Raw genomic sequence first — 14,772 nt, forward strand, 5'->3', positions numbered from 1 at the left:
CCCGCTGGAGACGCCCGATGAAACGCCTGCTGCCCTTGCTGCTGATCCTGCCCCTGGCCGGCTTCCGCCCGGCGCCGCCTCCGCCACCGGCCTACGAAGGCGGCCCGGTGCGCATGACCCTGGTCGACCGCGACCGTGGCACCGAACTGCGCAGCTACCCCGCCGAAGGCCAGCGCTGGGTGGCCGGCGAGCGCGGCCACCGCTACGCCGTGCGCCTGTACAACGACAGCCCGCGCCGGGTGCTGGTGGTGCTGTCGGTGGACGGCGTCAACGCCATCTCCGGCGAGGATGCCGATCCCTCGCAGACCGGCTACGTGCTCAACCCCGGCCAGCGCGCCGACATCACCGGCTGGCGCAAGAGCCAGGACGAAGTGGCGCAGTTCGTGTTCAGCAGCCCCAGCGGCAGCTATGCCAGCCGCACCGGCCGCCCGGACAACATCGGCGTTGTGGGCGTGGCGGTGTTCGAAGAGGCACGTCGCTGGCGCCCCGAGCCGATCCTGCGCCGTGGCCTGCCGCTGCCGGCCCCGGCGGCCGAAGCGGCGGCCGATGCCAGTGCCAGTGCCAATGCCAGCCGCATCGAAGGCTACGCCAGCAAGTCGCAGGCCCCAGCGCTGGGTACCGGCCACGGTGCGCGCGAGCAGTCCTCGGTGCGCGATACCGACTTCGAGCGCGCCAGCCGCAGCCCCGCACAGGTATTGCAGTTGCGCTACGACAGCGCCCGCAACCTGCGTGCGCGCGGCATCCTGGTGGATTCGCCCTCGCGCCTGCCGCGCGAACCGCAGGCGTTCCCCAACCGCTACGTGCCGGACCCGCCGGCGCGCTGATCGTCCGGCGCAGACAACACGACGCCCGCAACCTCACGGTGCGGGCGTCGTGTTGTGGGGGAAACCGAAGCGCTTACTTGTAGTCCGGGTAGTCCTTGCTCACCGCGTCCTGGAACTCGCGCACTTCCTTCTCCGCGCGGTCCTTGGCCCAGCCATAACGTTCCTGCAGGCGGCCGGCCAGATACTCGGCGTTACCTTCGGCCACATCGAAGTCGTCGTTGGTCAGATCGCCCCACTTGGCCTGGGCCTTGCCCTTCAGCTGCGACCACTTGCCGGAAATGATGTCTTTGTTCATTGCTGGGAGTCCTTGGTTGCAACGGCGTTCTTACCGTGGCTCCAGCTTCGCGCAGCGGCTGTTGAGTACCGGTCAACCGGCAATGAAATACATGCTCACCTGCTTGAATGGTTCACTCCGCTTCGACAGCCACGCGGCGAACAGCGCGCACAAAAAAGGCCGGGAAGATTCCCGGCCTTTTCGCTTTCCAATCCGCGCCGGGCTCACTTGCCCTTGGCGGCGTCCTCAACTTTTTCACCGGCCTTCTGCACGTCCTTGCCGGCACCGGCAACGGTATTGCAACCGGCCAGCAGGGCCACCGAGAACATCGACAACAGCATCAGGGCAACTACGCGCTTCATGGGCTTCTCCTTGGGTTCGCCGCTACACCGCTTCATTCGCGGATGGGGTTCTGTCGCTCGGCGGGAGGGCACACTGCCACCGCCGCCGCGTGAAGTGCAATCTGGCGGCAGCGGCGTGGAGCGGGTGTGAACGGATCGGCGATCCGTTCAGGCCAGGCCCTCAGTCGCGCATCAGGGTGGACTTGCCGAACAGGCTTTCGACCAGGTCCACGGCCAGTTCGGCGGTGGCATTCTGCTTGTCCAGCAAGGGGTTGAGCTCGACGATGTCCAGCGATCCCATGCGCCCGGTGTCGGCGATCATCTCCATCACCAGCTGCGCCTCGCGGTAGTTCACCCCACCCGGCACCGTGGTGCCCACGCCCGGCGCGATGCTCGGGTCGAGGAAGTCCACATCGAAGCTGACATGCAGGTGGGTGTTCTCATCGATGCCGGCCAGCGCCGCCTCCACCGCGCGCTTCATGCCGTTCTCATCGATGTAGCGCATGTCGTACACATCGACCTTGTGGGTCTTGATCAGGCGCTTCTCCTCAGGGTCCACCGAGCGGATGCCGATCTGGTGCATCTGCGCCGGGGTGATCGCCGGTGCGCTGCCGCCCAGGTGGGTCAGCGCCTCCGGGCCGAGGCCGCACAGGCAGGCCACCGGCATGCCGTGGATGTTGCCCGACGGGGTGACATCGCTGGTGTTGAAATCCGAGTGCGCATCCAGCCACAGCACGCGCAGGGTCTTGCCCTGCTCGCGGCACCAGCGCGCGACGGCGGTGATCGAACCGATCCCCAGGCAGTGGTCGCCGCCGAGCATGATGGGCATGCGGCCGGCCTGCAGCTCGGCGTAGCTGGCTTCCATCAGTGCATGGTTCCACGCCACCACTTCATCCAGATGGCGGTAGCCTTCCACCGGCGCGGTCCACGGGTTGCGCGGGCCATCCAGATTGCCCACGTCACGGACGTCCACACCACGTGCTTCCAGCGCCTCCGGCAGGCCCGCCACGCGCAGCGCCTCCGGCCCCAGCCGTGCACCGCGATGGCCCGCACCGACGTCGGTGGGAACGCCAATCAGGGATACGGAGATGGGATGGGCCATGGGTGCCTCCTGCGGTGGGAAAAAAGAAGCACAGTCTAGCCAGAGCTGTGTGACACCACTCGCGGCGGTGCAGCAGGGCAATACCCGGATCGCCGCGAGCACAAAGGCGCCCCGGTCAGGCATTCCAGCGCTGAGCGGTCAGAAATCCGCCCTTCCTTGATCCACTTCACACCCGAGTCGGCATCGCCTCTTACCCACGGCGGTCCTTGTGTCCACCCTGCGTCGGCACCCGGACGGTGCGACTTCATTTCCCCAACCCTGGAGAACGACGCACATGAAACATGCACTCAATGGATTTGCGGTACTGGCAATTGCCCTGGGCGGACTGTTTCCGGCAGCTGCCAATGCCTCCTCGCAACGCATCACGCATACGGTGACCACCGACGCGTATCCCATGCAGACGGCGAGCGCACGCCAGGTGCTCGACTGGGTGGCGCAGCGGGTAAAGCCGTCGTTCGCCCCGCAGGGCTACGGCAACGTACAGGTGGAACGGCGTGCATTCTCGGTGGGGCGCGCGTCTGCACGCGCGGATGAATCGATTCCGGGAAAGCTGCCGGAGCAGGGCATTCCCGGTGAAATCTACCGGGTGGAAAACCTGCTTCCCGACGGCTCCCTGCAGACGTGGGAATTCACCTGGGTGGAACCCTCGTCCGGCCATGGCGGCGGCTGGGATGTCACCGGGTACACCTACAAGAAGGGAAATGACCCGGTAAACCAGCAGTAACGGGACGGGGGCAACGCGTGCCGCATTGCCCCCTTCAGACACGCGGCCGACGGCGGGTTTGCCGCCGCGGCATCTCAACCGCCGCGGCGACGAACCGGCGTCAGGCTCTGCACCTGGCCGTTGTTGCGCATCATGCACAGGAAGCGGCCATCGGGATAATCGATGATCAGTTCCTGGTAATCGCTGCCCACCGGCATCTGGGTCACCAGCGTGCCCTGCGCGCCCTTGCGCATGTTGCAGGAACCCAGCGCGGTATCGCCCGCCGGCGCGCTGTACGCCACCTTGGACACATTGCGGAACACCGCCCGGCACCCGCCGTTCACCCATACCGAGTGCCGCGACAGGCCCCAGTTCTGCCCTTGTTCGCAGCGGGTGTGGCTCAGCTGGCGCACCATCTCCACGTTGCCGCGCGTATCCATGTGGCACGACACCTGCTGCTGGTCGGTGGATTCGCAGGTCACCTCGCGTGGCAGCGCCGCATCGTTGTCTTCATCGTGGTGGCGGCGGTCGCGATGCTCTGCCGGCGCGGGCGTTCCGCTGGCACTGACCTGGCAGATGCCATTGGCGCCGCCACGGCCGGTGTAGCTGATCTGCGGCGTGCCGTCCTCGCTGCGGCTGATCGACAACGTGATGCCGCTATTGGCATCGCGTGCTTCGACGTAGCGGTCGTTGAAGCGCTTGAGCGCCGCCTCGCGGCCCTGCACGTAGACGGGGCCGCCTTCGTCGGCGTGCACATCGATACCGCCCGGGCAGCTGGCGTTGAAGAACGGCACCGCGGCCATGGCCGGGGCCACGAAAGCGGTGGACACCAGTGCGACGGTGAGCGACAGGGCATGGCGACGCATGTGCGGATCCCGAAGGGGCCCAGGGTGGGCGTGTAGCGGCAGTATGCAGTGGGGCGCTGCGGCCTGTCCGTGAGGACTATCAAGAACCCGGCGGCGCGCGCGGGGATTCAGGTCTGATACGGTGTTCTTGGAGCCCTGCCGGGGCGGTTAAGCCAGCTTTACGTCGTGGGCCGCGATGGGCCGTGCGACAGTAATGGCGCAGCCGGATGTATCGTGGTTCGCGGCACTGCGCGAACTGTCGCTTCTGGCATTGCACTGCTCGAAACAGGCCAAACGCGATGATTCATTTTTCCTTTCAGATCACCCGATGCCATCGAAACAAACGACTGGCAGGCGGTGATTTCGCATGCGCATGATGAATTGCCACCTTCAGCGGGGTGGCCGGGATTTCCAACCCGAAGACTGAAAGCTGTATACGCTTGCCAGCCGGCGTCGACTTCTCAAAAGCGGCGCCGGCTGGCAATCCGTTCGCCGATCGACGGCGGGCGGTGCGTGGGGGCCTCGTGCCCACCGGCTCATTCAGTCCCGGGATTGGAAACCACGTATCGCCCGCCACCCTGCTCCGGTGGCACCTCTGTTCCTGACGAGGATGCCCGCATGTCCAGAACTCACCACCCCTACCTGACCGCCACCCTGGGCGAGGCCGCCCGGCGCCTGCCACCCGAACTGGCGCAGCCGTTGGAAGCTGCTTTCGCTGCCGCCAACGAGGCGCCCGCGCCGATCAACCTGCCCGGATGCCTGCAGCGCATCCAGGCAGGTGACGCCGCCGATGGACAGCCGTGGCCGGGACCGGCAGGCACACCTGGCGACGCCGTGGTTGCCGCGCGCAGGGACCGCGCCGCGGTGGGCCTGGTGTCACTGCTGGAGCTGTACCACGCCGCAGAGCGCGTGCGCGTGGATGGGGAAGAGAAAGACGATATCGGCGACGGTGCACGCGAAGGGCTGATGCTGGCCTGCCGGGGGCTGGCCGAGTATGTGGCGTTGCAGGTGCGTGGGGCTCCGTAAAGCGGAATACCGGGATCCCGATACGCAGGTTCCCAACGTCCCTTCCCCGGCCCTCAGATCAAACAGGCCGCTGCTGGGACGAGCACACCCATTCCAAACCTGAAACCTGTTCTCGTTGAGCTGCATCTGCACGAAACTGATTCGCGCGGCGGTGGTGTTTCCAGGATGATCGCGTCGAAGTACGTTTCGTTCAATACTCCCACCGCAGAGCATCAATCGCCCCCAGGAACAGGAACGATGGACCGCTCTTTGAAGGAACTGCGTAACACATTTGAGAATGCGCTCAAAGCTCATCTGAAACTCGAGCTGGCAGGCCATCCCGGGCTGGTGGTCAGCAAGAACAAGGTCGTAATCAAGCATCGGTCGGGAGCCGTTGCAACCCTGCATTTCGAGTACCTGGCCAACACCAGGAGCTATGAAACCATCGTCCTCGCCGAGCATCCGATCCTGCAGAAGGAGCTCGAACGCATGGATCCGCCTTACCCATCCAACTTGGCAAACGCGAAACTGGTGTATTGCATGTCAACCGTCAGCGAGCGCGAGGCCTGTCCCCTACTCCCTGTCACGGAGCAAGGCGTTGAACGTGTCTGTCGCGGATTACTCCAGAGGCTCCTGGAAACCGACTTGCCGATCATCTCCAACCTCTTCGACCTCAGCCCCGGACTGGTGAACGATGTGCTTGCCAGGCCCGAGCGCTACTCCTATCCGGTTCCAATCATCCATTCCGCCTTGCGCAGCAATGGCATCAGGCCCGATGTCGACACTGTTGCCAGGATCCTGAGCGAGAAGACCCTCGGCTACACCAACCATCGGGAACAGAAGGATTCCTTCAACAGGAGGTTGATGGCGGAGCCGGAGTGAAGCGGGCGGATCCACCGCCTGAGCGTGGGCAGCGCATGGCATTGCCGCAAAGACAACGACGCCGCTGTCTTCCCAGTACGCTTGCCCATGGGCAGCCGCCCGAACGAGCGCCCGTCGGAAGTGGGGAAACAGATGATTCTGAGCTGGAAGACGCCGATCCACTACAACGAGAAGCTGATTGGCTCCTATGACGCCCGCATCGGTTCCTATGAGGCGTCCTGTTCCAATTTTGATTACCTCGCCCTGCTGGAGGGGCGACCGTATCCGCGAGGGATGGATAGGCTACCCGTGTTTTTCCAGTGCAACGCGCAGACGCTGCTGAAGCTTGACTGCCTATGGCTGCTGGTGGGCATTCCCTTGATATCGGAGCGTCTGGCGAACTTTCTCAGCGCCCAGGCGCCGACTGACATCGAGCTCATCGAACCCCGGCATCTGGTGGCCGACCATCAGGATATCGCTCAACGGTTCTATATGATCAACGCTTCCAGGAGCGTCGAAGCCATCGACCACGCCCGCTCTGAAGCCGAGCGGGACGATGACGGCTACATCATCTACTTCAACCAGACCTGGTTTCTCGATGCGCCCTCCGAAATGGGCCGGATCGCCAGGGAGCCACAGTCCGGGGATCTATTGATTTCGGCAGGCCTGGCCGATCTGATGATCGACTCAGGCTTCAGGGGCGACACGGGGTTGGGGTTCTTCCGCGCCGAACGGCGTTTCATGCCTTACCGTGGCCATGCCTGAATCAGATCCCGACCAGATGACAGTGTCCCGGTAAAAACATCCGAGGATGGTGCGCTTATCGGAACCAAAACCCCTTGCGGCACAAGGGCTGCCGGGGTGCTGTGTGCCTTTCGTGTGCCGTATCTGAGGTAGGTGCGGCAATTGGTCACCTCATTGCGGCATGATCAGGCTGCCAACGAGGAGCCACCCATGCCGCTTTTCTCGAGAACGGAATTCTATGACCTGCTTTGGTCAGCGCCGGTCAGTAAGATCGCAAAGGATCTAGGCATTTCAGACGTCGCCCTCGGAAAAGCGGCTAAGCGATATGGAATTCCGGCGCCGGAACGGGGCTACTGGGCCAAGGTCGCAGCCGGCAAGCACGCTCTGAAGAGAAGGCTTCCGCCAAGGGGACTCGGAGAGTCAGAGGTGGTCAGGGTAGGCCGAGAGGATGAACATAGCCCGGGAAGCAGCGGCCGGCCAGACCCCGAAATTCCGCCAATGCCTAGTCCACTCAAGGTCTACGACGAATCACTCGATGACCTGCTCACTCGGCTAAAAACTGAGATTGGGACGGTGACCATCCCTAAGTCTCTATCTGCGCCCCACCCCGCTGTGGCAAGGATGCTAGCCATAGACGCGAAGCGGATAGAGAAAATTTCTCAATCCGACTATCCCTGGAGCTACGACCAACCCTATTACGTTTCGCCCTTCGAGAAGAGGCGCCTCCGTTTGCTGAGCGCAATATTCAAGGGGATATCGAAGACAGGACTTAGCTGTCAGGCCAAAGGGAAAGATGCTAACGAGTTCACGGTATTTGCCAACGAGGGATCCAGCGTGACCTTTCGACTAGATCACCCCAAGAAGACGGATTCGCGGAGCCGCTACTTCGCGATGTCGAAGGCCGACCGCCCAGCGTCAGACCCTTTGAAATTAGAAATCTCCTGGTACTTTCGCTCGGCCGCACCTTTCCGTCGCGAATGGCAGGACGGCAAGGCCTCCCAGATTGAAGACTCTGCGAGCGAGATTGCGGCCACCTTGGCTTTGGCGGTGGAGGCGATGCATCGCCAGGGAGTAGCCCAGTCATATCAATTGGCTATTGACATGCACAACGGCGCGATACGTAGACAGGAGGAGAAGAGGCTCCAAGCAATACGCGATCGCGAAGCTGCCAAAGAGGCGGATCGCGAGGCACGCCTTCACAAGCTCTTGGCGGATGCCACAGCCTATCGGCTCGCGCAGGACATTCGTAGCTACGTCGAAGCGGTCGCCGAAGCGAACGCTGGAAGTGAGTCGCCTGTGCACCCGAAAGAGATGGCTGCATGGCGAGAATCCGCGCTTCGATGTGCGGACGAAGTGGATCCGGTGCTGACGAGAGCATTCCTGAAATCGGCACAGTCACCGGAACCCCCAGGCGCTGGAACAGGCGCACAAAACTTGCCCTCGCAATCAGTCCAGTCGCTTCACACAAGCGTAAGCGCACCGTGGCACCCAAACCGCTTTAGCCACTTCCACGGAAAACGATAGAGCTTCAACGGAGCACGGCACCAAGATGCGGGCGTCCTGCTATCACCCACGCCTTCATGGGATCCCTCGCCCTGGGCTTGGTCTCCTTCAGCGGTCGGCGTGGTTCCAGCACCTCCTTGATTCACGCCAGTTCCACCGTACCGGCCTCGGCCAGGCGCCGGGCCGGTTGCTGCTGCTCGAGGGTTGGCGGCAGGCCAGGAGGTGGCGGTGCCGGCTGGATCGGCGTGGTGTCAGTCAGCCGGGCAACGGCCTTGCGCAATGACACAGCCTGGCGGCGCACCAGCGCTCGGCGTAGCGCTTGCCCTGAGAGACGCTGGCGGCAAAAACCTTCTTGGTCTTGAAGATCTTTCGCGCATCCAAGTGAAGCCGGACAAGGCCTGCGGGGCACGTTCGTTGGTGCATCTGGAGTGCTTTTGCCGTGACAGCGGAGTGTCACTCCACGTCGAGTCGGGGGCCGCCGTGTCCCGCTCAAGCCCGCGTCCCGGAGGTAGCCCTGGAAAGATGACGGCCGGTACATCGACGGGCAGCGCTACAACGGCCAGCAAGAAGGTCACCGGCAAGAAAGCGGCCACCATGAAGGCAGTCTCGAAGTAGACGGTGAATGAGTAGGTTCGAGGAACTGGCGGACCTAGCGTGCCGGCCTTGGTACCTTGATCGCTTTATTCGCTATCGGCGGGAAATCTATGAAGACGACGGGCTGCTCACTGTGCAGCCCGTGCCTTCGACGACAAGCGTACATTACCCTGCGTCATCGTCGCCCACCAAGGACGTGAGCCGACAAGCAGGGGAGGCAATTGCTCATGTCCCCACGACAACAGCGTTGGCAACCGGGATTTTCTGAGCGACAGCGGCGTAAAGATCGACGTCTGTTTGTGGCGTCTGTATGGACACCACGAGACTATATCGGGCGGGCAGATCGTAGCGCTCCAAAGCAGGCCGAGTCCGCCACCACCCTGCCGAAGGATAGACTGCAATGAACCCACGGCTGGCCAGTTCAGCCGCCGTCCCCTTCCAGACATCCTGATGGAGCGAGCCACGGTGTCGTTGCCTCTCGCCAAGCAGCCAATTGGGGTCGGAGGGATTCACAGGATCTCCGTCATCCTCGCGTTGCGCCGCAGCGTTCACTCGTGCCACGAAGTGCTCGGTGGATCCATCCAGCGGACGCTGCACGTCAAATCGCAGGCGATGCGAAGGATAGTGATACTTCGAGGCGACGCCACGCGCAGACGGATTGGGCTCGATGAAATAGGAGAGCGTGATGCGCATTTCGACGGGCGTGTCCTGCAATGCTTCCAGCTCTTCCTTCGGCCAAGGCAAGGAATGCAAGTTCATGTCGCGTGTCTCGACACCCTGACCTTGAACCTTCTTGTAAGGATGCACCTCATCCTCCACCAGCAAGGTCAGCGAATCCCCTGCACTCCAAAGCGCTCGATTCAGGTCCGGCGTGCCCCAACCACAGTGGCGAATCAAGTTGACGTAGTCATCCTTGTTCGGCAGAGCGGGAAGGAACATCCCGCGCATACCCTCGCTCCATTGTGCTGAATGCACCAGTAGGGCACGTACGGTCTCCGGGCGGAGATGCGGATAGGCCGCCAGAATCTGGGCTGCCATTCCGGCGCAAAGGGCCGACGCGGCACTGGTGGCATTGCTGGTCGTAAACAGCCGATCAATCGGCTGGTTGTGGGTGGTAAGAAGGTTCAGGCTCGCCATTCCGACGGGGCCAACGTCGTCCTTGGCCGCATTTCCTCCTTCCAGCACCACTTCCGGTTTCAAAGGCCACACACGCTCCCACGTTCTGGTGGTGGTAGTGAAGGGGCTGAGGCCACCCGCTTGGGCGGTGGGGTTCAAGGTCGGATGACCTTCCGTATCGACCTTATTCGTATACGCCCCGACGGTGATGGCGTTCCACGCTTGGCCAGGGTCGTGCACGAGATTAGTGGATAGGCTAGTGGGATACCCGGCCCAGGCATTGGGATCGCTTGTGTTGCCCGCAGAGAGGACGAACAGGCGTGGATTCTCGCCAGCGCCGTCCGTATCGGCTGCAAGGCCATCGACGGCGGCAGACCATGAGGATGGGCGCCCACGGTCCCGGTAGTCCGAGGCGGTTACGGCCGACGTGAAAACGCGAGCACGGCGAGGGGCTGAGATTTCGGGACGCGCGACGCCTTCCATGAAGAGGTAGGCGTGGTGGCGCGCATCGCCTTCGTTTGCACCTTCCGCGGGTATCAGCTTGACCGACTCCAGGCGATGAGGGATGTTGATGGCGTCAGCGGATGACAGGGCATCGGTGAGATCGCCATAAGCGGCAAGGCCGGCCAAGCCAGTGCCATGATTGGCCCCATCGTCCACGCCCCATGCGGGTTCCACCGTGTGCAGGTCGCCGGCATCCATCAGTGGCTCTAGGAGCGGATGTCCGCGATTCACCCCGGAATCCAATAGGCAGACGCGCGGGGCCGCGTCGTCCGATGGCGGCGCTTGGAGTCGACGCAGCAAATCATCGCTCCATTCCCTTTGCTCGCGTACTTCCATGCCATCGAAGAACTCCGCAGTCTCCTTGGCGTAGCGGAGTTCAGCAACACAGTTCAGCGTCATGACCGATCGCGAAAGCTGCTGCTGCGAGCCATACATCACCAGAACCGTGCGCTCGGGGAAATTGACCTGCTTGTCACTGACGACACATTCCGCCAGGCGCGCAAGCTTCTTGAAGTCTTCCACCACAGCCTGCCGCTGACCCGGGCCTCGCACCGGAAGCCACACCTCCCACCAGAAGGCAAGCCCTAGGTCTGCAGGGAGGAGATCAGGGTCATCAGTCCACAAAGCCCGGACTTCGGCTACTCGGATAGAGTCGATGGCATCCAGCAACTTCTGATGATCACGTGGACGCCCCAGACTGTCCTTCTTCTCCGCCAAGTAGTCGGTGATGTATTTCTCGAAGTGCGCAAGTCCACCATCGGGCACAAAGACATTGGCAAATGTCTGGTTGCCTTCATGACGAACACTGAGGAGCTCAATCTTCTTCGGCTCGTTCGCCAAGCTGTCGAATGCCAACTTGACATCGGGTTGACTGGAGAACTGGATCTGCAGGCCTAACCCGCTTTCCAGCTGCAAGTCTCTTTGTCCCTCAACAGCTTTTTCTGCTGCGGGTTTCAGATTCTCGATCTGGGCACGAAGGGACGCACTATGCTGCGCCCGGGGGAGCGCGGGAACGTCGTCTGTAGATCGTCCGCCAGCAGAGTGTGCTTTGAATTCGACGGCCTTCGATGTACCGCGGAGAATGAAATGCGGGCGCTTAGGTTGGGGTTGATCCGGCATGGCTGGACACGGCCTTCTTCTTGTTCATCCTGAGGCTGAATTTGCGGCGTTCATCGAAAGCGCGCGCCAGAACATCGGCCTTCACTCGCTCTTCGTCGTGCATCACCGCTTCCTTGATCGATTCGTCTACAGCTCGCTTGATCTCTGCATAGCTCAAGCCTTCCGTCCTGGTTGTGAGTGCCTTGAGTGGAAAAGGCTTGGGCGCAAACTTCCCAAGCCGCGATTGGATCAACTTTGTTGCCTGTGGCGTCGTCGGAAGCCGATATTCGATCACATCGTCAAATCGACGGAAAAGCGCGTAGTCAAGAATCTCTACGTGATTGGTTGCTGCGATGATCAAACTATGCGATTGGTCATGCTCGATCATTTGCAGAAAGCTGTTCAAGACGCGGCGGATCTCCCCCACATCATTGTCCATGCCTCTCTGCGAGCCGATGGCGTCGAATTCATCGAAGAAATAGACGCCACGTACATCGTTGATGGCATCAAAGATCTGGCGCAACTTCGCCGCCGTCTCCCCCATGTACTTGGTGATCAGGGCATCCAGTCGAACGGAGAACAGCGGAATACCGAGTTCGCCAGCCAGCACGGAGGCCGTCATCGTCTTGCCGGTGCCCGGCGGGCCGACCAGCAACAGTTTCCGCCGAGGTGACAGCCCATGCTCGCGGATACGCGAATGGTGCTTCTGCTCCTTCATGATGCGACCAAGCTGCTCAGCCATTTCCGCATCGAGCACCATGTCAGATAGACGATTCTTCGGATAGGAAACCGTCAGCAGGTTTGCCAGTTCACCACGTGGTCGAGCCAATGGCACCAGCTTGCCCGACGTGCCTTCCGACGAGGCTCGAGCCTTCGCCGCGTCAATCATCTCGCGCAGCTCTTCGGCGAGCTTGCCGTGACCGACTCTCGCCTCCCGGGCTGCAACCTGCATCGCTACCGAGTAGAAATGCTGATCATCCCGTTCGATGTGGGATTTCACTAGCGCTTTGAGTTGATCTGCATTAGCCATAGTGATTACCCGCCCGCGTGGTCATGTTGGCCGTCGTTTCCAGTGATGCCAGCGCAGATTGCATCAGCTGAGCCGTAATGCTCTCGTCGATTTCCCCCAAGTCATCCTGATCGGCTGCCAAAACGAACAGCAAGCCGACAGGAATATGCAGCGCCTCAGCAATCTTTGTGACCGTTGAGAGCGTCGGATCGCGCTTGTTGTTCTCAAGCATCGACAGGTACGAAACGGAGCAATTGGCCCGTTGAGCAATAGCCCCCTGGGAAGCTCCCCTTTGCGTCCGACATAGTCGAATGGCTTGACCTACGTTCATGTTGCCTGCATTCCCAAAGATTCGCGATGAGCGCGAGTCTCATCGAAATTTTACCACCAGTGAATGCCATTTCTCCAAGTCAAGCAATGGAGGTGGATGCCCTGGTGGGGGATGCGGCCTCCGCAGGGCAGTGGTGTCCAGTCGTTATGAATGGACCTTCCTGCCCGCATTCAGCTGGACCACTACCCGGTGAGGAATAGTGTCATCAAGATCCTCACATCAGCTCGCACACGTCCCCGGTTGACTGCCACGCAAGGGGCAACTAGCCTAGTTGGGCGCTGGCATGCGCATGACACCGTCTTTCGAAGCTCCTAGAGCAGTGCTTGTAACCTTTTGGCCGATGCCTTAATCCCGGCCTACAGTAGTGGCGACGGTGACGCTGCGAACTAGGCCATGAGGATTGAAGCGCATGGTTATCTCCAGCATTCGTCCGTCCACCGTGGACGGCATCAAGCAGCTTGCTAAAAAGATTCGCCGCGAGCACAACATCCCCCATACGCAAGCCCTCGAAGACGCCAGCCGCCAAGCGGGCTACGAGAACTTCGTGCATGCAAGGCGCCAGCTGGTCGGGGCCGGTGCCTCGCGCCGCTTCTCCGTCTATCTCTCGGCTCACTGGCAGACCCCGCTCGAGCGCAACGGCGATGCCGCGGGACTGCACGCCGGTCGTGAGGTCCTGCGCGTCGATCTAAGCCAGCCCTTGCCTGAGATCATCGCCAAGCACCGCGTCACGTACGGCCGCGGCATCTCCGGATTCCGCATGGAATACGAAGACCACTTGGAGCACCGCACGAATCTGATAGGGCAAGAGGCTGCTCGCAAGGCACTGTTGACGGCGACACGCGGCCTGCGGTTCATGGAGGCGACCGGGCTACAGCCCGTCTCAACCCAGAAGTACCGAGACCTCCTGCGGCCATTGGAGAAGTTGCCCGGTCGCGATCATCAGTCCCTGTGGTTCGATCCTGCGACCGAGGGCTACGTTTTTCTCGATGAAGCCTATGCGTCCGCGCTGGAGAGAGCCGCAGCGGAGCGCCAGCGCTGGCTCGAACGCAATGCTCTGCACATGGTCGCTCCGGATTGGGAGGGCATCTACTATCCGGGTCACTGCCTACCCCGCCTGATTGGCCCCGATACCGCGCTGCTACGGCGTGTCGCCGACGCATTGGCCAAGGTCGAGTCCGTCACGGAGCCGACGGAGTGGCCTCACGAAACGGGCCGTTGCGGCGACGACTTCGTCAGCCCGAAGCGTCAGGCGGATGAGAAACCGCGCCGGCCGCGGCCCGGTCCCTCCTGGCGGCAACACAAGGGTGCGACCCCCTACGGTGGCGCGGCAGGCATCCCCTCCCGCTGGCGGCCGACCCAACCGATGCCGTTCGAGCTGCATCAGCAACTGGGCTCCTTGCTGAAGACGCTGTGCCATGACTTTTCATGGCGCGTGGGCCAGAAGCTGGACGTTGCACGATCGCAGCTGGAGGACTGGTCGCTCATCGAGCATCGGCAGGAGGAGGGTGTCTACGACCTCTACTTTGGCGGGCCCAGTGCGTCGATCTGCGAGACAACGGCCGAATGTCTCAAGGCACTTACGAAGGCCCGCCAGATCGTCGAGCGGGGCTACAACGACTGCAAACCGCGACGCGAGCTACTCGCGACACTGGATCTGGCTATTGCGGAACTGAGCCAGCGTCAGGCGGCCTGACCCGCCGCAATCGTCGGGCCGCAGGCACGCTCGGAGCCTTCGCCGCTCCCAAGAAAGCTCCCCCAGCGGTGATCGCCATGCACCGCTGGGCGAGGACGTTCCAGGGAATCAGAACGCGCGTCAACGCGTGGGCCGTGGCCCGGTCCGGGGCGACCGGCCTGGTGAAGGTCGCCGAGCACTCTGGTGCCCCCACGCGGATCGGCCGATTCCCCCAAATATGCCCCC

The 14,772-nt window shown here is 62.2% G+C and carries 14 protein-coding genes and 1 pseudogene; 7 read left to right on the top strand and 8 right to left on the bottom strand.

Going from position 1 to position 14,772, the window contains the following annotated elements:
- Nucleotides 1–17: 17 nt before the first annotated feature.
- Nucleotides 18–824 (top strand): hypothetical protein, encoded by an 807-nt coding sequence (locus J3A72_RS00405; RefSeq protein ID WP_053494621.1) that lies wholly within the window; start codon nucleotides 18–20, stop codon nucleotides 822–824.
- A gap of 73 nt (nucleotides 825–897) precedes the next feature.
- Here J3A72_RS00405 and J3A72_RS00410 read toward each other — a convergent pair whose 3' ends face one another.
- The 3 genes from J3A72_RS00410 to rocF form a co-directional block, all read right to left on the bottom strand.
- Nucleotides 898–1,119, bottom strand: coding sequence for a CsbD family protein (locus J3A72_RS00410; RefSeq protein ID WP_004153772.1), 222 nt, complete (start codon nucleotides 1,117–1,119; stop codon nucleotides 898–900).
- 203 nt (nucleotides 1,120–1,322) lie between these two features.
- Nucleotides 1,323–1,460, bottom strand: a complete 138-nt coding sequence (locus J3A72_RS00415) for an entericidin A/B family lipoprotein (protein ID WP_014035659.1) — start codon at nucleotides 1,458–1,460, stop codon at nucleotides 1,323–1,325.
- Nucleotides 1,461–1,620: 160 nt separating this feature from the next.
- Complete coding sequence (gene rocF / locus J3A72_RS00420; RefSeq protein ID WP_032956249.1) at nucleotides 1,621–2,541, bottom strand: arginase; 921 nt, start codon at nucleotides 2,539–2,541, stop codon at nucleotides 1,621–1,623.
- Between the two features lie 274 nt (nucleotides 2,542–2,815).
- Between rocF and J3A72_RS00425 the strand changes: the two genes are divergently transcribed.
- Nucleotides 2,816–3,265, top strand: coding sequence for a hypothetical protein (locus J3A72_RS00425; protein WP_046428110.1), 450 nt, complete (start codon nucleotides 2,816–2,818; stop codon nucleotides 3,263–3,265).
- 74 nt (nucleotides 3,266–3,339) lie between these two features.
- On the opposite strand, the gene J3A72_RS00430 is transcribed toward J3A72_RS00425, so the two are convergent.
- Nucleotides 3,340–4,110, bottom strand: coding sequence for a DUF3011 domain-containing protein (locus tag J3A72_RS00430; protein ID WP_140222783.1), 771 nt, complete (start codon nucleotides 4,108–4,110; stop codon nucleotides 3,340–3,342).
- Between the two features lie 597 nt (nucleotides 4,111–4,707).
- On the opposite strand from J3A72_RS00430, the gene J3A72_RS00435 reads away from it, so the two are divergent.
- The 4 genes from J3A72_RS00435 to J3A72_RS00450 all read left to right on the top strand — a co-directional run bounded on the left by J3A72_RS00435 (nucleotide 4,708) and on the right by J3A72_RS00450 (nucleotide 8,223).
- Nucleotides 4,708–5,115 carry a hypothetical protein gene (locus tag J3A72_RS00435; RefSeq protein WP_075076385.1) on the top strand — a complete coding sequence of 136 codons (408 nt, stop codon included), beginning with the start codon at nucleotides 4,708–4,710 and terminating at the stop codon, nucleotides 5,113–5,115.
- 165 nt (nucleotides 5,116–5,280) lie between these two features.
- The gene (locus J3A72_RS00440; protein WP_197735279.1) at nucleotides 5,281–5,976 is read left to right on the top strand and encodes a hypothetical protein; all 696 of its coding nucleotides are present in this window, start codon (nucleotides 5,281–5,283) and stop codon (nucleotides 5,974–5,976) included.
- Nucleotides 5,977–6,063: 87 nt separating this feature from the next.
- Nucleotides 6,064–6,720 carry a DUF1629 domain-containing protein gene (locus J3A72_RS00445; protein WP_075076386.1) on the top strand — a complete coding sequence of 219 codons (657 nt, stop codon included), beginning with the start codon at nucleotides 6,064–6,066 and terminating at the stop codon, nucleotides 6,718–6,720.
- Nucleotides 6,721–6,909: 189 nt separating this feature from the next.
- Nucleotides 6,910–8,223, top strand: a complete 1,314-nt coding sequence (locus J3A72_RS00450; RefSeq protein ID WP_140222782.1) for a hypothetical protein — start codon at nucleotides 6,910–6,912, stop codon at nucleotides 8,221–8,223.
- A gap of 4 nt (nucleotides 8,224–8,227) precedes the next feature.
- Here the strand turns inward: J3A72_RS00450 and J3A72_RS00455 are convergent.
- The 4 genes and pseudogenes from J3A72_RS00455 to J3A72_RS00470 form a co-directional block, all read right to left on the bottom strand.
- Nucleotides 8,228–8,595, bottom strand: a pseudogene (locus tag J3A72_RS00455) (hypothetical protein); the annotation flags it as partial.
- Nucleotides 8,596–9,021: 426 nt separating this feature from the next.
- Nucleotides 9,022–11,331: a S8 family peptidase gene (locus J3A72_RS00460; RefSeq protein WP_230374574.1), complete on the bottom strand. Its 2,310-nt coding sequence runs from the start codon at nucleotides 11,329–11,331 to the stop codon at nucleotides 9,022–9,024.
- Between the two features lie 181 nt (nucleotides 11,332–11,512).
- On the bottom strand, nucleotides 11,513–12,544 hold the full coding sequence (locus J3A72_RS00465; protein ID WP_075076389.1) for an AAA family ATPase: 1,032 nt from the start codon (nucleotides 12,542–12,544) through the stop codon (nucleotides 11,513–11,515).
- On the bottom strand, nucleotides 12,537–12,854 hold the full coding sequence (locus tag J3A72_RS00470) for a helix-turn-helix transcriptional regulator (RefSeq protein WP_075076390.1): 318 nt from the start codon (nucleotides 12,852–12,854) through the stop codon (nucleotides 12,537–12,539). Before J3A72_RS00470 ends, J3A72_RS00465 begins: the two co-directional genes overlap by 8 nt.
- A 409-nt stretch (nucleotides 12,855–13,263) precedes the next feature.
- Between J3A72_RS00470 and J3A72_RS00475 the strand changes: the two genes are divergently transcribed.
- Nucleotides 13,264–14,547, top strand: coding sequence for a DUF5623 domain-containing protein (locus J3A72_RS00475; RefSeq protein WP_075076391.1), 1,284 nt, complete (start codon nucleotides 13,264–13,266; stop codon nucleotides 14,545–14,547).
- Nucleotides 14,548–14,772: the final 225 nt, after the last annotated feature.

This window comes from Stenotrophomonas sp. PvP093 (genome assembly GCF_017876915.1).
In the GTDB taxonomy this organism is placed as follows: Bacteria; Pseudomonadota; Gammaproteobacteria; order Xanthomonadales; family Xanthomonadaceae; genus Stenotrophomonas; species Stenotrophomonas muris.